Annotated in this window: 16 protein-coding genes; 12 read left to right on the top strand and 4 right to left on the bottom strand. The window is 60.7% G+C overall.

Going from position 1 to position 20,444, the window contains the following annotated elements; all coding sequences use genetic code 11:
• The first annotated feature begins 618 nt into the window (after positions 1-618).
• Complete coding sequence (locus tag RCI06_RS07805; protein WP_306575436.1) at positions 619-2,208, top strand: B12-binding domain-containing radical SAM protein; 1,590 nt, start codon at positions 619-621, stop codon at positions 2,206-2,208.
• Between the two features lie 173 nt (positions 2,209-2,381).
• Positions 2,382-3,923, top strand: coding sequence for a Na+/H+ antiporter NhaC family protein (locus RCI06_RS07800; RefSeq protein ID WP_276874541.1), 1,542 nt, complete (start codon positions 2,382-2,384; stop codon positions 3,921-3,923).
• Between the two features lie 77 nt (positions 3,924-4,000).
• Here the strand turns inward: RCI06_RS07800 and RCI06_RS07795 are convergent, their stop codons facing one another.
• Together RCI06_RS07795 and RCI06_RS07790 are read right to left on the bottom strand one after the other, a co-directional pair.
• Positions 4,001-4,948: a glycosyltransferase family 2 protein gene (locus RCI06_RS07795; RefSeq protein WP_101548494.1), complete on the bottom strand. Its 948-nt coding sequence runs from the start codon at positions 4,946-4,948 to the stop codon at positions 4,001-4,003.
• Positions 4,945-7,518 (bottom strand): YfhO family protein, encoded by a 2,574-nt coding sequence (locus tag RCI06_RS07790; RefSeq protein ID WP_306575434.1) that lies wholly within the window; start codon positions 7,516-7,518, stop codon positions 4,945-4,947. Before RCI06_RS07790 ends, RCI06_RS07795 begins: the two co-directional genes overlap by 4 nt.
• 136 nt (positions 7,519-7,654) lie before the next feature.
• On the opposite strand from RCI06_RS07790, the gene yfbR reads away from it, so the two are divergent.
• From yfbR to RCI06_RS07775, 3 genes are all read left to right on the top strand, one after another.
• A complete protein-coding gene (yfbR, locus tag RCI06_RS07785) occupies positions 7,655-8,251 on the top strand; it encodes a 5'-deoxynucleotidase (RefSeq protein ID WP_306575430.1) in 597 nt (198 codons plus the stop codon).
• Positions 8,252-8,348: 97 nt separating this feature from the next.
• Positions 8,349-8,921 (top strand): ECF transporter S component, encoded by a 573-nt coding sequence (locus RCI06_RS07780; RefSeq protein ID WP_306575428.1) that lies wholly within the window; start codon positions 8,349-8,351, stop codon positions 8,919-8,921.
• Between the two features lie 167 nt (positions 8,922-9,088).
• Positions 9,089-9,379 carry a hypothetical protein gene (locus tag RCI06_RS07775; protein ID WP_101548498.1) on the top strand — a complete coding sequence of 97 codons (291 nt, stop codon included), beginning with the start codon at positions 9,089-9,091 and terminating at the stop codon, positions 9,377-9,379.
• Between the two features lie 233 nt (positions 9,380-9,612).
• On the opposite strand, the gene RCI06_RS07770 is transcribed toward RCI06_RS07775, so the two are convergent.
• The gene (locus RCI06_RS07770) at positions 9,613-10,341 is read right to left on the bottom strand and encodes a FadR/GntR family transcriptional regulator (protein WP_276871317.1); all 729 of its coding nucleotides are present in this window, start codon (positions 10,339-10,341) and stop codon (positions 9,613-9,615) included.
• A gap of 680 nt (positions 10,342-11,021) precedes the next feature.
• Here RCI06_RS07770 and RCI06_RS07765 point away from each other — a divergent pair.
• The 5 genes from RCI06_RS07765 to RCI06_RS07745 all read left to right on the top strand — a co-directional run bounded on the left by RCI06_RS07765 (position 11,022) and on the right by RCI06_RS07745 (position 16,964).
• A complete protein-coding gene (locus tag RCI06_RS07765; RefSeq protein WP_121587302.1) occupies positions 11,022-12,149 on the top strand; it encodes a substrate-binding domain-containing protein in 1,128 nt (375 codons plus the stop codon).
• 4 nt (positions 12,150-12,153) lie between these two features.
• Positions 12,154-13,011 (top strand): sugar phosphate isomerase/epimerase, encoded by an 858-nt coding sequence (locus tag RCI06_RS07760; protein ID WP_276871322.1) that lies wholly within the window; start codon positions 12,154-12,156, stop codon positions 13,009-13,011.
• Positions 13,012-13,120: 109 nt separating this feature from the next.
• Entirely contained in the window at positions 13,121-14,647 is a 1,527-nt protein-coding gene (locus RCI06_RS07755; RefSeq protein WP_276871324.1) for a sugar ABC transporter ATP-binding protein, read from the top strand.
• Positions 14,644-15,828, top strand: coding sequence for a sugar ABC transporter permease (locus tag RCI06_RS07750; protein ID WP_101548509.1), 1,185 nt, complete (start codon positions 14,644-14,646; stop codon positions 15,826-15,828). Before RCI06_RS07755 ends, RCI06_RS07750 begins: the two co-directional genes overlap by 4 nt.
• A gap of 20 nt (positions 15,829-15,848) precedes the next feature.
• Positions 15,849-16,964: a mandelate racemase/muconate lactonizing enzyme family protein gene (locus RCI06_RS07745; protein ID WP_306575421.1), complete on the top strand. Its 1,116-nt coding sequence runs from the start codon at positions 15,849-15,851 to the stop codon at positions 16,962-16,964.
• A 230-nt stretch (positions 16,965-17,194) separates the two neighbouring features.
• On the opposite strand, the gene RCI06_RS07740 is transcribed toward RCI06_RS07745, so the two are convergent.
• Positions 17,195-18,199, bottom strand: a complete 1,005-nt coding sequence (locus tag RCI06_RS07740; protein WP_101548512.1) for an ROK family protein — start codon at positions 18,197-18,199, stop codon at positions 17,195-17,197.
• A 134-nt stretch (positions 18,200-18,333) separates the two neighbouring features.
• On the opposite strand from RCI06_RS07740, the gene RCI06_RS07735 reads away from it, so the two are divergent.
• Both RCI06_RS07735 and RCI06_RS07730 read left to right on the top strand, forming a co-directional pair.
• On the top strand, positions 18,334-19,425 hold the full coding sequence (locus RCI06_RS07735) for an alcohol dehydrogenase catalytic domain-containing protein (protein WP_306575418.1): 1,092 nt from the start codon (positions 18,334-18,336) through the stop codon (positions 19,423-19,425).
• A 14-nt stretch (positions 19,426-19,439) separates the two neighbouring features.
• The gene (locus RCI06_RS07730) at positions 19,440-20,327 is read left to right on the top strand and encodes an N-acetylneuraminate lyase (RefSeq protein ID WP_101553161.1); all 888 of its coding nucleotides are present in this window, start codon (positions 19,440-19,442) and stop codon (positions 20,325-20,327) included.
• Positions 20,328-20,444 lie beyond the last annotated feature (117 nt).

Genomic DNA, 20,444 nt, shown 5'->3' with positions numbered 1-20,444 from the left:
CGCGCACGCGCGCAGAGCGCGCGAACGCCCGGAACGGGCGTTGTTTTCCGCCGTGTGTTTCCGTCGAGCCATCCGGCCTCGGTCGTTGGGAGCGCCCGCAACCTGAATTGAGCCTTCAGCTTGTGTACCCGTAGGGAGCGGCGGCAGCTCGCGGGTCATGGCAAGGTACTCCCGGGGGATTCTCAAGGGGACTGGCGGAAGTCCCCTTGAGCGTCTTTCTTCCGCCGACTTCTTGGGCGTGCAAGAAGTCGGCCCGCCTGCCGGGGCGGGTCCCGGCAATCTATGCCGCCGAAGGCGGCACATCTGGAACGCCCCGAAGGGGTGCGGAAAAAGCCCCGTCGGGCGCAGCGCGGCAAATCCAAAACCGCCCGCCGGGGCGGGACCCGGCAATCCCCGCCGCCGCAGGCGGCACATCTGGAGCGTCCCGAAGGGGCGCGAAAAAAGCCCCGCCGGGCGCAGCGCGGCAAATCCAGGACCGCCGCCGGGGCGGGTTCCGGCTATCTATGCCGCCGAAGATGGCACATCTGGAGCGCCCCGAAGGGGCACGAAGAAAGCCTTACCGGCGGGCCGCCGGCAAACGCCGCCGCTCCCCGAGCGGTACCCCCCAGGAGGAACGCAATGAACATCCTGCTTGTGGCAATCAATGCGAAATACAGCCACACCAACCTCGCGGTGCGCGACCTGCAAAATGTGCTCGCGGCGGAGGGGGTGGAGGCCGGGATCGCGGAATATACGATCAATCAGCCTACGCGGGAGATCCTCAGCGACCTTGCGCGCCGGGGCGCGGATACCTATTGCTTTTCCTGCTACATCTGGAACATCGAATATGTGCGCAGGCTCGGCGCGGACCTGCGGCTGCTCTTTCCGGAGGCGTCCATCCTGCTGGGCGGGCCGGAGGTGAGCTTCGACCCGGAGGAACGGCTCGCGGCGATGCCGTGGGCGGACGCGATCCTCTGCGGGGAGGGGGAGCCGCAGATCGCCGGTGTCCTGCGGGAGGGACGGCCGCGCGGGGTCCGCCGCGCCGGGCGGTTTACCGACCTGGACGCGCTGCCCTTCCCTTACCGCGATTTCGACGCGCTCAAAGACCGGGTGCTCTACTATGAGTCGTCGCGCGGGTGCCCGTTCGGGTGCAGCTACTGCCTGTCATCCGCCGACCGGACGGTGCGTTACCGCTCGCTGCCGCGCGTCTTCGACGATTTGCGGCGGTTCCTCGACGCCGGGGTGATGCAGGTCAAGTTCGTCGACCGTACCTTCAACCTCGACGCGGACCGGGCGCTCGCGATCTGGAAATTCCTCGCGGAGCACGACAACGGAATCACCGGCTTTCAGATGGAGCTGGGCGGAGACCTGCTCACCGGGGAGCAGCTGGCGTTTTTCTCCACGGTGCGGCCGGGACTCTTCCAGTTCGAGATCGGCGTGCAGAGCACCTGCGGCGAAACGCTCGCGGAGGTCTGCCGCAAGACGGACGTCGGCCGCCTGATGGAGAACGTGCGCGCGCTGTCGGCGGCGGGCCGCCTGCATCTGCACCTCGACCTGATCGCGGGGCTGCCGGGCGAGGATTTCGCGCGGTTCGCGAAAAGCTACGACGAGGTGTTTTCCCTGCGGCCGGAGCAGCTCCAGCTCGGCTTTCTCAAGCTGCTGCGCGGCTCCTCCCTCTACGCGCGCCGGGAGGAATACGGCCTCGTGCACAGCGAAACGCCGCCCTATGAAATTTTATGCACGCCGCGGCTTTCCTTTTTGGAGCTTTCGCGGCTCAAATCGGTCGAGGAGATGACCGAGGCGTACTACAACAGCGGCCGGTTTTCCCATACGCTCGCATACCTGCTGGAATACATCCCCTCGCCGTTTGAGGCGATGCACGCGCTCGGGGAGCGGATGCCGGCGCGCGCGGTGGGCAAGTACGAGTATTACGACCTGCTTTACGCGCTCTGCGTCGACCGCGGCGGCGATCCCGAAATCTGCCGCTGGCTCGTGCGGTACGACCTCTGCCTGCATGAGAGGCCGCGCCGGCTGCCCGCCTGCTGCCCCGAGGCCCCGCGGGAGGCGCGGCGGCGCGCGGCGGAGCGGGGGCTGCCATCGGGAGCGCATCTCGAGCTGTTCCCCTTTGACGTGACCAGCCCCGGGCGGGAGCCGGGGGAGACGGCGGTCTGCTTTTTCCACGGGGAGCGGGATCTGCGCGGCAGGGCGCGCGCCGAACGGATTTTGTAAAAGGCCGGGTATTTACCCGGCCTTTTCTGTATGTCCCGGGCGGACAGGGACTGTATTTTTTTGCAAGAAAATAGGGGAAATTTGTTGGATTGTGTTGACTTTTCCCTGTAATTATGCGATCTTTATAACAGCACGTTCACAATTTGTTTTTATTTGAGGGGGACAAAAGAAAGATGGAACCTGTATTCGTAGGCTGGCTGTCGCTGCTGCCGCCCATTATCGCGATCGGCCTCGCGCTGATCACCAAGGAGGTTATCTCCTCGCTGATGATCGGCATCCTGTCGGGGGCGCTCATCTATGCGCTCAATACCGGCCTCAATCCGGTGGTCGGCGTCGCGGAGACGACCTTCAAGCTGATGGCGGGCCGTATGGACGTCAACATCCTGCTGTTTTTGGCGCTGCTCGGCGCGCTGGTCGTCGTCATGCAGATGGCGGGCGGCTCGCGGGCGTACGGCCGTTGGGCCTCCAGCAAGCTCAAGAGCAAGCGCAGCGCCCTGCTCGCGACGAGTGCGCTCGGCGCGCTCATCTTCATCGACGACTATTTCAACTGCCTCACCGTCGGCACCGTCATGAAGCCGGTCACCGACAAGTACGGCGTTTCCCGCGCGAAGCTCGCGTACATCATCGACGCGACGGCCGCGCCCATCTGCATCATCGCGCCGATTTCCAGCTGGGCGGCGGCCGTGGGCTCCAACCTGGCGGTGACGGGCGCGTTTGAAAGCGATCTGGGCGCCTTTGTGGCCACCATCCCCTACAACCTCTACGCGCTGCTCTCCATCGTCATGGTGGTCGCGCTCTGCTGCACCAACCTCGACTTCGGCCCGATGGCGGGTGCGGAGGCGCGCGCGGCCAGGGGCGAGCTCGGCGCGGTGGACACCACCGTGGGCGAGGAGCTGCCCGTCAACGACAAGGGCCACGTCTACGACATGATCATCCCCGTCGTGGCGCTGATCATTTTCTCGATCCTCGCGATGCTGTGGAACGGCGGCTTCTGGGGCGAGGACCCGGCCTTCCATTCGATCGGCGCGGCGTTCGGCAACTGCACCGCCTCCGAGGCGCTGGTCATCGGCGGCTTCGGCGGCCTTATCGTGGCGTTCCTGCTCTTCGTGCCGCGCGGCGTGGTCCACTATAAGGACTTCATGGCCGGCATCGGCGAGGGCGTCAAGTCGATGGTCCCCGCGGACATCATCCTCATCCTCGCCTGGACGATCAGCGGCGTCTGCCGCGACCTGCTCATGACGGGCGAATTCGTCAAGGGCCTCGTCGAAAACGGCGGCTTCCCCGGCTTCCTGCTGCCCGCGCTGGTCTTTGCGATCGCCGCATTCCTCTCCTTCGCGATGGGCACCGCCTGGGGCACCTTCGGCATCCTGATCCCGATCATCGTCCCCGTCTGCATGGCGGCCGCTCCCCAGCTGCTGGTCGTCTCCCTCTCCGCGACGCTGGCGGGCAGCGTTTTCGGCGACCACTGCTCCCCCATCTCCGACACGACGATCCTGTCGTCCACCGGCGCGGGCTGCAACCACATCGAGCACGTCTCCACCCAGATGGTCTACGCGCTCACCGTGGCGGTCTGCTGCTTCTTTGGCTATATCGTGGCGGGCCTGACCGGGGGCAACATCCCGATCACCCTCGGCGTATCCATCGTTCTGCTGCTGGGCGCGCTCTTTGTCCTCCACCGGCTGTTCGCCAACAGGGGCGAAAAACAGGCTGCTTAAAACCTGCTGCAATCAAAAGAACCGGGCCGCTGCCAATGGCAGCGGCCCGGTGTTTCATTGTATGGATAGCGTCCGCTTCAGTCGTTGAGAAGCTGGTCGATCACAAAGCGGGGGCGGTGCTTGACCTCCTTATAGATCTTGCCGATATACTCGCCGAGGATTCCCAGGCAGAGCAGCTGGATGCCGCCGAGCGCCCAGACGGAGCCCATGAGGGTGGTCCAGCCCTCGACCGTGTGGCCGAAGAGCTTGGTGACGAGCAGCCAGAGCAGGCAGAGCACGCTGACCGCGAAGATCAGCACCCCGAGGGTGGTGATGAGGCGGATGGGCTTGACCGAGAAGGAGGTGATGCCGTCGACGGCAAAGGAGAGCATCTTTTTCAGCGGGTATTTGGATTCGCCCGCGAACCGTTCGCTGCGCTCGTAGGCCACGACCGAGGTGCGAAAGCCGATGAGCGGCACGATGCCGCGCAGGAAGAGGTTGACCTCGCCGTACTGGGAGAGCGCCTCGAGGGCGCGGCGGCTCATGAGGCGGTAGTCGGCGTGGTTCTGGACGATCTCCACCCCCATCCACCGGAGGAAGCGGTAGTAGCCGACCGCCGTGGTGCGCTTGAAGAGGGTGTCCTTTTTGCGGGAGGAGCGCACGCCGTAGACGATGTCGCTGCCCGCCTGGTACTCGGCGACGAACCGGTCGACCGCGTCGACGTCGTCCTGCAGGTCTGCGTCCATCGAGATGGCGATGTCGCAGAGGTCCTTGGCCACGGTGAGCCCCGCCACGAGCGCGTTCTGGTGGCCCTGGTTGTGGGAGAGCTTGAGGCCGGAAAAGAGCGGGTCGCGCTCGTGCAGCTCGGAGATGAGCTGCCAGGTCGTGTCGCGGCTGCCGTCGTCCACAAAGAGGACGCGGCTCTGCGGGGAGACGGTCCCGGCGGCGATCATGCCGCCCAGCTTTGCCTTGAGGCGTTTGGAGGTCTCGGGCAGCACCTCCTGCTCGTTGTAGCAGGGGATGACCAGGTATAAAATTTCATTCATCGCGTTTCCTCCCCGGAATCGGGCGTTTCATCAAACCAGGAGGCGGGCGGCGGCTCAGGCGGGCCGTCCGCGTCCTCTTCGCGCGTCCCGTCCGCATCGTCGATGCCGGACGCGCCGGGCCCGGCTTCGCCGCCGCCGGGCGCGCCGCCGCCCTCCGGCGGCTCCGCGCCCGTCTCCTCCCACTCGGCCGGAGGCTCCCCGTCCTCCAGCTCGTCGGTCATCTCCCGCAGGGGAGGCCGGGGCGGGTCGTCGGGCGTTCTGCCGTACCGCTTCCAGAGCAGCAGGTAGATGACGAGCAGCAGCGCCGCGCCCAGCGTGAGGAGGACGCCGGCGTAGAGGCCGGGCGTCGTGTAGGTGAAGCGGATGACGTTGTCCCCGGCGGGGGCGCGCACCGCCATGAAACCGAGCGCGGCCTTTTCGATCTGGGCGGGCTGGCCGTTCACGGTGGCGGACCAGCCGGAATCGTAGGGCACCGAGTAGAAGACGAGGTTTTCCCGCGGCAGGTCGATGCGGGAGGTGAAGCCGCGGTTGTCGGTCGTGAATTCATAGCCCGCGGTCTCCCGCCGCGCGAGGCAGTCGGCGTAATAGTCCTCCTCGTCGAGGCCGCCGTAGTATTCCTTGGGCATATATTCGAGGATATCGCCGTGGCGGGCGGCCGCCTCGTCCTTGAGGACGAGCGCGTGCAGCAGCACGGCGGCGCGGTCCTCCTCGGGGACCTCCTCGAGGTCGCGCACGGTGATATAGTAGTCGTAGGTGAAGCCCATGGGGATGAAATATTCGTTCTCATAGAGGTTGTAGCCGAGCTGGACCGACCGGGGCTCCCAGCCGGGCATCGGCTCCTGCTCGGGGTCGTCCGTCTTGATGAAGAGCCAGCGCACCGAAAGCAGCGGGCGCAGCTGGTAATACTCCGTTTCGGGCTTGGAGGAGACGTCCCGCTTGACGCCCACCTTGGGGTAGAACTCCATGATCGAGACGGGCACGATCGAGTGAAAGGTCTGGATGTTGGGCAGGTGCCAGAACATGCCGAGGTTGTCCATGCCGTGGTAGATGTCCGTGCGGGCAAAGGTGCCGTCGTCGGGCAGCTCAAGCTCATAGCGGCCCGCCAGCGCGGTGTCGCGCAGGAAATCGGGCTTGTCCGAATGGGTCTTGCCGGTGGCGATGAAGGTGATCGAATAGCACGCGCACACAAAGCAGAGCGCGGCAGTCATGATGCGCATGAAGCCCCTTGTGTTTCGCCAGCGGCGGATGATGAGCCAGAGCGCGAGGAGGCCGAGCATCGCGATGCCGGCGGTGGCCGCGAACCGTTCGGGATATTTGGCCAGCCCAATCTTGACGCCGCCGTCCGACTGGAGGGTGGGGGTGAGGCCGAGGATGGCGGTGACGACGGCGGTGAACAGGAGCGTCCACCGGAACCCCTTGTCGAGGTCGACCGAGCGGTTTTCAAGCGCGAGCACGGTGGCGAGCGCCATCAGCAGGATGGGCATGTAGTACCAGCGCGCGTAGTAGGAGTTGTTGAAGAGGATGAAGATGCTGTTGAGCCCGGGCACGAGCGCGACGACGGCGCAGACGAGCAGGATGCGGCGGAGCCAGTCGCGCTTGGAGCGGACGTAGGCGATGACGCCGGTCATGCTGACGAAGGGCAGCCACGCCGAAAGGGAGGCCCACTTGGCCCCGCGGTCGGGGAAGAGGTTGGGGCGGCTGGGCAGGTCGGGCGGGAAGAAGGCGGAGGAGACGATCGCGGGGTAGAGCTGCTGGTGCCAGTAGAGCCAGAGGTTCCAGCCGCTGAGCAGCTCGTCCGCGCCGGTGCGCGGGTTGCCCATGATCGCCAGGACGGCGGGCAAAAAGAGCGCCATTGAAAGCAGGAGCCCGAGCACCGATTCAAACGCCGTCCAGAAGAAGCGGCGCAGGTTCATGCGCCAGTCGGGGGAGAGGGCGCGGATGATGAAATAGAGGACGACGAAAACGACCTCGCCGATGAAGAACCAGTAGTTCACAAAGGCGTTGATTGCGACGGCAAGGGCGAAGACGCCCCGGCGGTTATGGACGATCAGCTCCTCAAGCCCGACGAGCAGGAGCGGGAAGAAGACGATCGCCTCGTGGAAGTGGTTGAAGAAGACGTTGTAGACGGCGAACCCGGAAAAGGCGTAAAGCAGCCCGCCGAAGACGGCATAATCGCGTTCCCTCACAAACCGCTTGAGGTAGAGGGTGCCGGTGAAGGCGGCGCAGGCGTGCTTGAGAATGAGCAGCGGTCCCATCAGATGGGGGACGAAGGAGGTGGGGAAGGGCAGGGTCAGCCAGAAAAACGGGCTCCCGAGCAGGTAGAAGCTGTAGGAGCCGATAAAGTTGGCGCCCAGGTCGGTATACCAGTTCCAGAAGAGATCCCCGGACCGCACCGCCTCGTGGGCGAGCTTATAGAACGGGATCTGCTGGACGTTAAAATCCCCGTAAAAGAAAAAGTACCCCTTGTCCCAGATGATGAACGGGAGAAAGATGACGGCGGCTGTCACCAGTGCGATCAGAAACGCCCTGCGGCAGCTGCCCTTATTCTGCGTCTGTGACGTGAGCGGCATTGCAAAACCTCCAAGCTGACAAATGGGGGGAAGATACCTTACTAAATTATACCACAAATGACGGCGTTTAAAAGCCCGCCGAAAATTTTCCTGCAAAGGCTTTCTTTTCTTTCAGTGGCCGATATGGTATCATTTGATGCAGAAGACCGCCCAGGAAAGGAGCAGGATGATGGAACCCTATGGATTTTTTGCGATGCTTTCCCGAATGAAATACATCAGCCGCTGGGGCCTCATGCGTAATTCCCGCACCGAGAACCTCAGCGAGCACACCCTCGAAACCGCTTATTTTGCCCACGCGCTCGCCCTCATCGAGGGGGCGGACCCCGCGCGGGTGGTGCTCTGCGCCCTCTACCACGATTGCAGCGAGATCCTCACCGGCGACCTGCCCACCCCCGTCAAATACCACAATCCCGCCATCAAGGAGAGCTACAAGGCCATCGAGGAGGCCGCCGCCGGCCGGCTGCTCGCCACCCTGCCCTCCGAGCTGGCCGAACGGTACCGTCCCTGCTTCTTCGAGGAGGACCCGCAGGTCCGCCGGCTCGTCAAGGCCGCGGACAAGCTCTCCGCGCTCGTCAAGTGCATCGAGGAGATCCGCATGGGCAACAACGATTTCCTCAGCGCCCGCGAATCCCAGCTCGCCGCCCTGCGTGAGATGGGGATCCCCGCCGTCGACATTTTTTTGCGGGAGTATCTGCCCGCCTTCGACCGCACCCTCGACGAGATCAGCAGGTGAGATCTTTCCGCTTTCCCGTCCCGCGGGCAAAGGCCGCCCGACAGTCTTGAAAAACGATCCCTTTTGCGTATCATGATACCCGTGAGGAGGCGTTCCAATGACCCATACGGATGAAAAGGTAAAATGGATCACCCGCACGGCGCTGTGCACGGCGCTTGTGCTGCTTGCGCAGATCGTCGGCAGGATGCTGCCCGCGGGGGCGGTGATCGCCGGGCCGTTCAGCATCAACCAGCTGGTGACCGGCTCGCTGGTCAATCTGGTCCTGATTTTGGCGGCGGCCAGCGTGGGGCTCTGGTCGGGGGTGGCCTGCGGGGTCGTCTCGTCGATTCTGGCGGCGCTGCTCGGCATGACGCCGGTGCCCTTCATCGTACCAGCGATCGCGCTTGGGAACGCGGTGATCGCCGCGGCGGCGTGGTTTTTCCTCGGGAAATCGCACGGCACGGGCCGGCGGGCGGCCGGCGTGCTGGTCGGCGCCGGTGCGAAATGCGCGGCGCTGTGGCTGACGGTTCCGGCGATCCTGGGGATGCTCCCCAATGTGCCGCCCAAGCAGGCGCAGATGCTGTCGGTCATGTTTTCCTGGCCGCAGTTTGTGACCGCGCTGGCCGGCGGCGCGCTGGCGCTCGCGGTCTATCCGGCGTTAAGCCGGGCGGTGGGCGGCCGCGGGGAATAAATATACGCCGTTTTTCCGCCACGAATCCATATGTGATGCATAAGAACAAATTTTTATGCATATCTTTTCATGAGATTCCCCTGTAAAATTTGCAGGTTCCTTTGACAATTGCTGTCGAATGGGGTAAGATAAAGAGGAGCCTTGGGAAATTTTGAGGAGGTTATTTCGTGAACAAAAAAACGACCGGTATTGTCGCGTACATCACCTGGATCGGCTGGATCATCGCGTTTTTCGCGGGCGACAAGGAGGGTGCGAAGTTCCACCTGAATCAGGCCCTTGTCATTTTCCTGGCTGGCATCGTGTGCAGCATCATCGCCCGGATCACCATCGTCGGTGCGATCATCGGCGGAATCGCCAGCATCGTGGTGTTCATTTTCTGGATCATGGGCCTTGTCGCCGCCTGCAAAGAGGAAGAGAAAGAGGTTCCTCTGCTCGGCAAAATCAAACTCCTGAAATAAGATTTCTGCGGCGTTTATCCACTATTTCGTCCCAAGGAATCATGCGCTCCGCGCAAGCGGCGCGAACATCGCCCGGCGGGAAACCGCCGGGCTTCGGTTTTGTCCGGACGCATCCCGTCTCCGGACACGTCGTGAAATACCAAAACAGGCCGGAACGGCGCCGCATCCGCGGCGCCGTTCCGGCCTGTTTTTTTGATTGCTTAACGGGACCGATCCGTGTGACGGTTCGCGCCTCAGGTAAGCGCGACGAAGGCGTTATGCTCACGCGGGCTTTCCTGGCTTCCTTTCACCAGCGCCAGCGCGATCTGGTTACGCGATTCGACAAGCTGCATGTTCAAAAGCTCGGATGCCCTCGCCTCGTCCTGGCAGGCCAGCGCCTCGAGAATGTCGATGTGCTGCTGGGCGACGTAGAGAAGGTCGTTGCTGGAGGGCCAGATAATGGAATCCTCACAGATATCCCAGAAAGCGGTCAGCAGCTGCTTGAAAAACAGGTTTCCCGTGCAGGCGAAGAGGGTGCAGTGGAAATCCCGGTCGAAGCTTTCAAACGACTCGCCGGCCTGGGCGCATTTGAGCATCGCGTCGGTATGGTGGCGCAGCTGCAAAAGGTCGTCCGGCCGCAGGTTCTGCATGGCGATGGGGAGCGACGAGAGCTCCAGACATTTCCGGATCTCGAAAAAGTCGAGCAGCAGAGACGGCCGGCACTTGATGAATGGGGCCCAGATGTTTTTGATCTGGACGCCCAAATCCGGAAACTGCGCATAGCGGCCGCTGCCCTGCTGCGAAACGATGATGCCGTTGACGGCATAGGCGTTCAAAATTTCGCGCAAAGCAAACCGGTTGATCTGGAAACGCTCCATCAACTCCTGTTCCGTGGGGAGCTTCTTGTGCTCGTCGATGCACTCCATAATCAATTCCGCGATCTGATCGTTTATGAAATTGTTCGATCCCGTTGTGTCTGGCATGGTGTGATAGATGTTCCTCTCAACAAAAATTTGGACGGCAGCGAATAGAAAAAATGGACAGAGCGATCTTCTCAAATTAGTATAACCTATTTCCATAAAAAATCAATAGCGAGTAATGAATAAAATAAATATATCAATCAATTTAAAAAACGCCCGCAACAAATCCCAATAGATGGAAAATCAAGGTGTTTTTGTTAGATAGAGGAGGGGGCTGTGTTTTTGACGGCGCCTCTCTTTTTACCAGTGGTCAGCGGGGTGATATCGGGTGGCGGGAGGAGGGTCTCGTTCAAATTTGAAAAAAGCGCCGAAAAGCCTCCATAAAACAGTTATTAAAAACTATTGCATTCCGGTAAATAAATTATACTTCAAAGAAAATAAATGTCAATCAATATTTGATATAATGTCAATGTATAAAAATAACATTTGCAAATTTATTGACTGATTAATACTTCTAAAACGCCTACATTATTATGCAAAATAGACGATTTACCATAATATTGACAAAATATCATAGTTAAAGTGGATGAAAACCCAGAACCAGGTTTGGCGAAAAGGCTGAAATATCAAATAAATTCGTAAAAAAATCAAAAATTGATTGAACTATTCCAAGTATTTAGCTATAATTGTGACACGAAATACCTGAAATTTATTTCGGGGAAAAATGAAAAGGAGATTGAAAGATGTTTAAGAAATTTTTGGCGGTAGTGCTTGCAATGGCAATGCTGGTTTCTCTCAGCGCATGCGCTACGAACAACGCGGCCCCCGAGTCAACGAATGAGGCGGTTCCCGAGTCCGCAGCCGATTCTGCGGTCGAGCCCGCGGCCGAACCCGCCGCGGAAGGCAATGTCGGCTGGAACGGCAAGCCCGTGAAGGCCAAAGAGGATATCGTCATCGGCGTCTCCTGGAAAACGCAGCAGGAAGAGCGCTGGGTGAAGGAGCTCAACGTTATCAAGCAGGTCTGCAAGGACCAGGGCGTCGAGCTGATCTATCAGGTCGCTGAGAATGACGCGCAGAAGCAGGCCGGTCAGATCGAGAACCTGGTCGCGCAGGGGATCGACATCCTGATCGCGCAGTGCAATGAGCCCGGCGCCATCACCAACGCCATGAAGGCCGCCCACGACGAAGGCGTCCTGGTTTGCTACTACGAGCCGGTCATGGGCGACACCTACGCCGACTTCACCGGCGGCAACGACTTCTATGAGATCGGCCAGCTGATCACCAAGACGATCGGCGACATGAACATCACCGGCAATGTTGCGTACATCTACGGCGACTCCACCGGCGGCACCGGCGTTGTGAAGTTCCAGGAAGGCATGCTCGACAGCATGAAGAACTGCGACGTGGAAGTCATCGGCGAGCAGTGGACCACCAACTGGGATCCCGCGACCGCCATGGGCTACGCGGAGAACTGGATCGCTGAGTACGGCGACAGCCTGACCGCGATCCTCTGCATGAACGACGGCATGGCGGGCGGCGCGATCCAGGCGCTGGAAGGCGCCGGGCTTGCGGGCAAGGTCCTCGTCTGCGGCCAGGACTGCGACCTGCTGGCCTGCCAGCGGATCGTCCAGGGCACCCAGGTCTCCACGGTTGCGAAAGCCGGCAGCGAGTATCCGCAGCTCTTCACCGAAGCCTGCATCCAGTACTACCTCGGTGAAAAGACCGCGGCTGATTTCGGCACCGACGTGAACAGCGACGGCCAGACCATCCCGTTCATGAGCTATCCCGGCGTCGTCGTCACCAAGGACAACATCGACGAGACGGTCATCGCGGCCGGACTCTTCACGCACGAGGAAGTTTACGGAGAGTAATCCTATGAAATTCAAGAATCTGACAAGGGACCAGTTCATCCTGTCCAACTTTCCCTACATCGACTATTCCCTGGATTATGCGCTGGATTCCCTGCAGCGGCTGGGCGCCGGCAAGCTGGAGTTCTATGGCGCGGAGCCCCATTTCTGCATGGACGACATTACCTATGCGGACATGAAGGTGCTCAAGCGCAAGCTGGATGAGCGCGGTCTGAGCGTGGTCGAGCTTAACCCCGAAAACTGCGCCTACCCGACCAACCTCTCCTCCAAAAACCCCGCCACCCGCCTGCGCACCTTTCGGTATTTTGAAAAGGCCATCCGCACGGCCGGCGTCATCGGCGCGCCCTACGTGCTGGTGTTCCCGGGCTATGCAAACATGGACGAGAGCATCGACGACGTCTGGAACATCACCGTGGATTCGATGGGCAGGCTCGCGGAGATCGCAAAGACGGAAGGCGTGACGATCACCTACGAGGCGACCACCAGGGATATCACCGTGATCACCGACCACAAGCGGATCATGAAGCTGATCAGCGACTGCGGCTCGGACAACATGGCGGTCACCATCGACCTGATGTGCCTGGCGCAGACCAACGAATCGGTGCAGGATGTCTACGACATCTGCGGCGCGGATAAGGTCGTTAACGTCCACTACACGGACGGCGGCCTGCTTCCCTCCGGGGCGTGGGAGCACCGGATCCCGGGCGAGGGCGAGCTGGATCTGGACGCCATGCTCAAGACGTTCGACGACAACCGCTACAAAGGGTACTTCGGAAACGAAGTCATGTGGACCACGGACCCGGCGGTCACCACGCCGGAACTCATCTGCGGCAAGCTGCAGAAGTGGTGGGACCAGCACTTTTAAAACGGCAGCATTTCGCACGAATCACTGAACCGCAAGAATTGTGGGGCTCCGCTCTTTTGCGGGTGGAGCCCCACAAATCATCATGAAAGGAAGGGAGGGGCGCACATATATGGAAGATTATGTCCTGCAGATGAATCACATCACAAAACTGTTCCCTGGAGTCAAGGCCCTGGACGACGTTACGTTTGACGTCCGGCGCGGGGAAGTCCATGCACTTGTAGGCGAAAATGGCGCAGGTAAGTCAACCCTTATGAAGGTCCTGAGCGGTGAGTATACCGATTATTCAGGCGAACTCATTCTGAATGGAGAAAAAGTCAGCTTCAAAGGCATCAAAGAGAGTGAAGCGGCCGGCATCGCAATCATCCACCAGGAGCTCGGCCTGATCCAAACCTTAACTGTATGTGAAAATATTTTTTTGGGAGATGAGGTCTGCCAGAGCGGTCTCATCGACTGGGATTTCGAATATGACAGGGCAAAGGAACTGCTCGACGAGCTGAAACTGAAGGTGAACCCCAAGACGAGGGTCGGAAATCTGGGCATCGGGCAGCAGCAGCTTGTGGAGATCGCCAAGGCGCTCAACAAAAACTGCAAAATCCTCATCCTTGACGAGCCGACGGCGCCGCTGCCGGAGGACGACTCCGAAAACCTCCTGGAGCTGGTCCGCGGCCTGCGGGATAAGGGGATGAGCATCATCTTCATCTCCCACAAGCTCGGCGAGGTCCTGAGCATCGCCGATACGGTCACGATCCTGCGCGACGGCCAGACGGTGGAAACCAGGCCGGCGAGGGAATATTCCCAGGACACGCTGATCAGCGGCATGGTCGGCCGTGAACTCAAGACCCTTTTCGAGCCGCGCAGCTGCCCGATCGGGGAGGTGGCGCTGAAGGTCTCCGACTGGTCGGTGTTCGACGGCATCAACAACAAATGGATCGTCCGGGACATCAACCTCGAGGTCCGCGAGGGCGAAGTCATCGGCCTGGCGGGAATGATCGGCGCGGGACGCACCGAGCTGGGGATGAGCATCTTCGGCGCGCTCGATGACGCCATCACCGGAAAGCTCGAATACAGGGGCAGGCAGAGGCAGCGCTTCAAGAATTCCAACGAGGCGATCAAGGCCGGCGTGTTCTATTCCTCGGAGGACCGCAAGCGCTACGGGCTTGTCCTGACCTCGGACATCGCCTATAACGCTTCGCTCTCCAGTCTTGACAAGTACATCAACAACGGCCTTTTCATCAACCGCGACAAAGAGTACGGCAAAGTGAAAGAGATGGTCAAAAAGCTGCGGATCAAGACGCCGTCCATTCTCCAGAGGGCGGGCAACCTCTCGGGCGGAAACCAGCAGAAGGTCTGCCTGGCCAAGGCCCTCATGACGGAGCCGAAGGTCCTGATTCTGGACGAGGCGACCAGGGGCATCGACATCGGCGCCAAGACGGAGATCTACCAGCTGATCAACCAGATGGCGGCCCAGGGGATCGCGGTCATCATGATCTCCTCCGAGCTGCCGGAGATCCTCGGGATAAGCGACCGCATCTACGTCATGCGGGAGGGCAGGATCAGCGCGGAATTTGATAATTCGGCGAGAAATATCACTCAGGAAGATGTGGCTTTGGCTGCAACGGGAGGCGTTACGACATGACGAAAACCAAGAAAAAAGTCGACTTGTTTGCCCTGTTTTACCAGAACAGCCTGGTTCTGGAGGCAATCGTTATCTTCGGGCTCTTTCAGATCTTTACGGGCGGCATGTTCTTGACTGTCCGCAACCTGTCGAACCTTCTGATGCAGGGTGCGACATGCTCGATCATCGCCATCACCATGTGCCTGGTCATCATCACGGGCAACGCGGATCTTTCCGCGGGCCGTTACCTCGGCATGCTCGCGATGGTCGCGGCGCTGATCCAGGTCAACTACGGCTCGGTGCCGTCGATCGTGGTGGTCCTGATCGTCTTTGCGATCGCGATCATCACCGGCCTGTGGCACGGCTTCTGGGTCGGCTACATGAAGCTGCCGGCGTTCATCATCACCCTGGCCACCCAGCTGGTCTTCCTCGGGATCAACCAGTATATCAGCGACGGGCGCATGGTCGGCCCGGTCAAGGGGATCATCGCGGAGATGGGCAACGGCTACATGCCCTCGATCAGCGGGACGCACAATGACACCACGCTGATTCTGGGCGCCCTGATCATCATCGCCTACATCGCCTTTACGGTGGCGAAGGAAAAGAAGAGCATCAAGCAGGGCCTCAGCGAGAAAAACTGGATGAAGCTCGTTCCCAAGATGGCGCTCATCGCGATCCTCGCGGCGGTCGTCACGGTCATCCTCTACAGCTACAAGGGCTTTGCCTATGCGATGATCATCCTGTTTGTGCTGACGATCATCGTTTCGTACGTCAGCAACAACACCAAGTTCGGCCGGTACGTCTACGCGATCGGCGGCAACAAGGACGCGGCGGCCCTCTCCGGCATCAACGTCTCCAAGGAGCTCTTAAAGCTCTATGTCCTCCATGCGGTCGTGGTTGCGACGGCGGCCCTCGTATACGTGGGGCGTTTGAGCGCGGCGACCACCGCGGGCGGCAACGGGTATGAGTTCACCGCCATCACGGGCTGCGTGGTCGGCGGCACCGCGATCACGGGCGGACGCGGCACCGTGGCCGGCGCCGTCGCCGGCACGCTGATCATGGCGGCGCTCGACAACGGCATGAGCCTGATGAACCTTGACCCGGCGTTCCAGTACATTGTCCGCGGCGGCGTTCTGCTGTTTGCAATCGCCCTCGACGCCTATGCAAGCAACAGGAAGGCCAGGACCGTTCAGGCAGTTTAATCGTACAGGAGAGATATGATATGCAAAACAGTAAGATTCGGGATATCAAAGTGCATCTTGTATCCAAGCCGATTTCAGGCGGCTTTGCGGATGCGACAAGAAAGGTCGAGACCGTCGGCTTCACAATCGTCCGCATTACGACGGACGACGGAATCGAGGGCTTTGGCGTAACCTACCACGAGGTCGGCGGCGAGGCCACCAAGCTGATGATCGAAAAGAACATCAAGCCCAAGCTGATCGGCAGGGACCCGTTTGAGACGGAGGTCATCTGGAACGAACTCGTAGCCTACCTCCGCGGCGTGGGCCGCAAAGGCCTGATGTTCTGCGCCCTCTCGGCGATCGACATCGCGCTGTGGGACCTCAAGGGCAAGATCCTCAACATGCCTCTTTTTAAGATGTTCGGCGGCGCCGAGACCAAAATTCCCGTTTACGGGAGCGGCGGGTGGACCTCCTACTCGGACGAGGAGCTCGTGGAAGAGATGGTCAATCTGGTCAAGGCCGACGGATACTCGAAGATCAAATTCAAAGTCGGCGTGGAAGGCGGGCACAACACCAACCGCGACCTGGAGCGGGTCCGCAAGGTGCGCGAGGCCGTGGGGCCGGAGATCGGCATCATGCTGGACGCGAACAACTGCTGGGACGCGGCGACGGGCGCGCGGTTCGCCAACCGGGTCAAGGACTACGACGTCATGTTCCTCGAGGAGCCGGTCTTTGCCGACGACATCCCGGGCCTCGTCAAATTTAAGAACTCCACCGACCTCCCGCTCGCGACCGGCGAGCAGGAATATACCAAGTATGGGGCGAGGGACCTTCTCGTCAACGGCTGCGCGGACATCGTGCAGCTGGACGGGACCCGCGCGGGCGGATTTACCGAGATGCTGAAAATCGGCGCGCTCACCCAGGCGTTCAACGTGAAGTTCGCCCCGCACGCGATGGAAAACATCCACATCCACCTGGTCAGCGCGTTCGGCAACGCGCCCTTCCTCGAGAGGCTCAAGCTGTTCGAGGGGATCACGGCCGACACCTATCTCGACGCGCCGAAGCCGGACCACGGCTTCATGACAATCCCCGACCTTCCGGGTCTGGGCCTGAAGCTCAACATGGACTTCATCAACGAGTATGATGAGAAAATCTGACGCCTGATTGCAAAATCGGGCGCGCACAAAATAGCCGGTCCTCCCGCAGGGCAGAAAAACGCACCGATGGCGACGGCCCGAGCCGTCGTCATCGGTGCGGCGGGAAAAGTTCCGGCGTTTCAAGCGGCGGGGGATTCCGGTTGCGGAATCACGGTCCCGGTGTTGCGGTGACGTTGTCAATGAAATGTTTCGGTATTTCACTTGACAGCGTCATCTCTCTTCCGGGGCGGTCAATGGTAGGGGTTGTTTAACGCGATCCGGAAGAGCCCGTTCTGGTAGTACTGGTTATAGTTGGATACATACAGCAGCTCGGGCAGGTGCTGCTCCGGGATAAAGTGCTTGCAGCGGTCGAGGATCGGCCCGCACATGTCCGCGCTGAGGTTTTCCCCCGTGAGGACGCAGGTCTCGGGGTTCAGGATGGCGCAGTAGGAGCTGACCACCTGCGCGGTGCTTTTGACGATGGATTCCGGCCCCTGGTTCACGAGGTCGTAGATGTTGCCGTCCTGGTAGGGCAGGAAGACCACCTCCCCCGCAAAATTGCTCTTGCCGAGATAGATCTTGCCGTCGATGATGATCCCGGAGCCGGGGCCGCTGCCCTCAAAGAAGGAGACGACGACGAGCGCGGTAGGGGCGTGGCCATGCTCCCGTCTGGCGTCGTAAAGGCCGTAGGCGATGGCGTTCATGTTGTTTTCCATGAGAAACTCGCAGGGAAACCGCTCGCTGAGCTTCCCGGTCAGGTCGCAGCCGTTCAGGCCCGTCATGGTGCAGGAGTGGATGTGGTTGTTGTCGTAATAGCCGGGGATTCCGATGCTGACCTTTTTGATGCCGGGGTCCTTTTCGAGCAGAGAGCCGAGCAGCTCCTCGAAGCTTTCGTAGGTCACGTCCTCCAGCCACACCTGGTTCTGCTCGACCGAGTTGCCGAGCAGGTCGAACACCGAATAGAACAGGTAGCGCTGGCTCCCGGCGGACGAGGGGAAGACGCAGCAGATGTGGGCGTAATCCCGGTTGTATGCGTATTTGGCGGCGGGGCGGCCGATCGTCGAGGAGACGTTGCCGATGGCCACGATCTCCCCGGCCTCGCAGAGCATGTTGAGGATGCTGTTCGTGGTGGCGATGCTGAGCCCCGTGGCCTGGGCGACGGAATGCTTCGTGAACTCCACGGAGCTGTGGATGACGTCGCGGACCAGGGCGATGTTGTGCTCCTTCACCTGATTGACGGTACTGACTTTACTCATATCATTCACCTTCGCGATTATTCTAGATATTATTATAAGACAAAATAATAAGTATTGCAAGAGAAACCGACCAGGAAAACAAACTGTTAATGCAGTTTCGTCATAAGTCCCAGGAAGACATAGGAGGTAAAGAAATGAAAGCAGTTGCAAAAACAGCGTACGGACCGTTCCATCTGGAGTACACGGACGTCCCCAACCCGGTGTGCGGCGACAACGATATCGTCCTCAAGGTGAAGGCGGCGGGCATCTGCGGCTCGGATATGCCGCTCCTGTACGGCCCGGATGAGGCGAAATACAAAAACTACACCTACCCGATGGTCATCGGGCATGAATTCGCGGGCGAGGTCTATGAGGTGGGCAGGAACGTCACCGGCTGGAAGGTCGGCGACCGGGTGGTTTCGGACAACACCGGCTACGTGTGCGGCCACTGCCCGGCCTGCGAGACGGGCAATTTCCTGCTCTGCCCCGAGCGCAAGGGCATCGGCGGCGACATGGACGGCGGCATGGCCGAGTACGTGCGGATTCCGGGGGTCGTCCTCCAGCGGGACCCCGCCAGCATCCGCCGGATTCCCGACAACATGCCGTTTGAGCACGCGGCGGTCATGGACCCCATCTGCAACGCGTACAAAGCCATCGTACAGGAGGCTAAGGTCCTTCCGGGCGACAACGTGGTAATCTACGGCAACGGCCCGCTGGGGCTGTTCAGCGTGCTGATCGCCCGGCTGATCAACGCGGCGCGGATCATCGTGATCGGCACCAGAAGGAGCGCCCCCACGAGGAACCCGATCTGCGAGGAGCTGGGCGCCACCGACATCCTGATGGCGGACGACCCGGATGTCGTCAGGAAGGTGAAGGAGATCTGCGGGGAAGACGGGGTCGCGGCCGTGATCAACTGCGCGTCGCGTTCCGCCAACATCCTGCCGGAGGCGGTGCGGATGCTGCGTCCGGGCGGCGCGTTCATCATGGTGGGCTACACCCGGACGGCGGTCTCCTATGAGGAGGACCCCGCGGACCTGATGGGCCACAAGGGCGTCACCTTCATCGGGCACATGGGCTATGACCACACCTCCTGGCGAAACACGCTGGCCCTCTACCGCGAAGGGCGGATCGACATGGACCCGATCGTGACCCACAAGCTGCCGCTCTCCAAATGGAGGGAGGGCTTTGAGATGTTCACCAACCGGGAGGCGGCGAAGGTCGTCCTGGTTCCTGAGCTGGACCAGTAAAAGGGAACGGAATGATGAAACAGTTTGAAGGAATCTATCCGGCGATCATCACCCCGATCGATGAAAATGAGGAGATCAATGAAAAGGCCCTGGCGCAGGTGATCGAAAAGACCATTGGGCAGGGGGTGTCGGGCTTCTACGTCAGCGGCAGCACCGGCGAATCCTTCCTATTGCGGGATGAGCAGCGGGTGCAGCTGATCAAAGCCGTCTGCGCGATCGTGGACGGAAGGTGCGACGTCATTGCGAACATCGGGACCTTCTCGACCCGTGCCAGCATCAAGATGGCGAACGCGGCGGCGGAATGCGGCGTAACGGCGATCTCCGCGGTCCCGCCCTTTTATTTCTCCTACTCCAAGCGGGAGATCGTGCAGTACTATTTTGACATCGCGGAGGCCTCCGGTATGCCGGTGATCCTCTACAACATCCCCAAAATGAGCGGCGTCTCCTTCGGGACGGAGGAATTGGTCGAGCTGCTCGCGCACGACGGGATCGTCGGCGTCAAGCAGACGACCATGGACCTCATGCAGACGGAGGCGCTGGTGAGGACCTGCCGGGACAAGGCCGTGTTCAACGGGCATGACGAAATCCTGCTTCCGGCGCTTTCTGTCGGCGTCAGGGCGTCGATCGGCAGCACCTTCTCGATCATGGCCGACGTGTTCGTCCAGCTCAAAAAGGCGTTTGACGCGGGGGACATGGAGCGGGCGAGGTACCTTCAGGGCAAGGGCAACGGGATGATCAGGACCCTTCTCGAAATCGGGATCTTCCCCGCCATCAAGGGCGTGCTCAAGCTCCAGGGGATCGACTGCGGCAACTGCATCAAGCCGTTCCAGCCGCTGAGGCCCGAAGACTATCAAAAACTCGAGAAGGCGCTCGTGGATCTGTACGACGGGGGGATCGCCTGATCCGAAGCCCCCGCAGCACCGGCCGGCCCGGAGCAGCCCGTCAACGGCTGCCGGGCCGGCTGGCAGCGCTTTCGATGATGAATTCGTATCGATAGGAGCCGCAAAATGATTGAACGC

The sequence above is a fragment of the Anaerotruncus massiliensis (ex Togo et al. 2026) genome, assembly GCF_030825285.1.
GTDB lineage: Bacteria > Bacillota > Clostridia > Oscillospirales > Ruminococcaceae > Anaerotruncus > Anaerotruncus massiliensis.
Note: the sequence above shows the minus strand (reverse complement) of the source record. Positions and strands in the feature narration are given on the sequence as shown.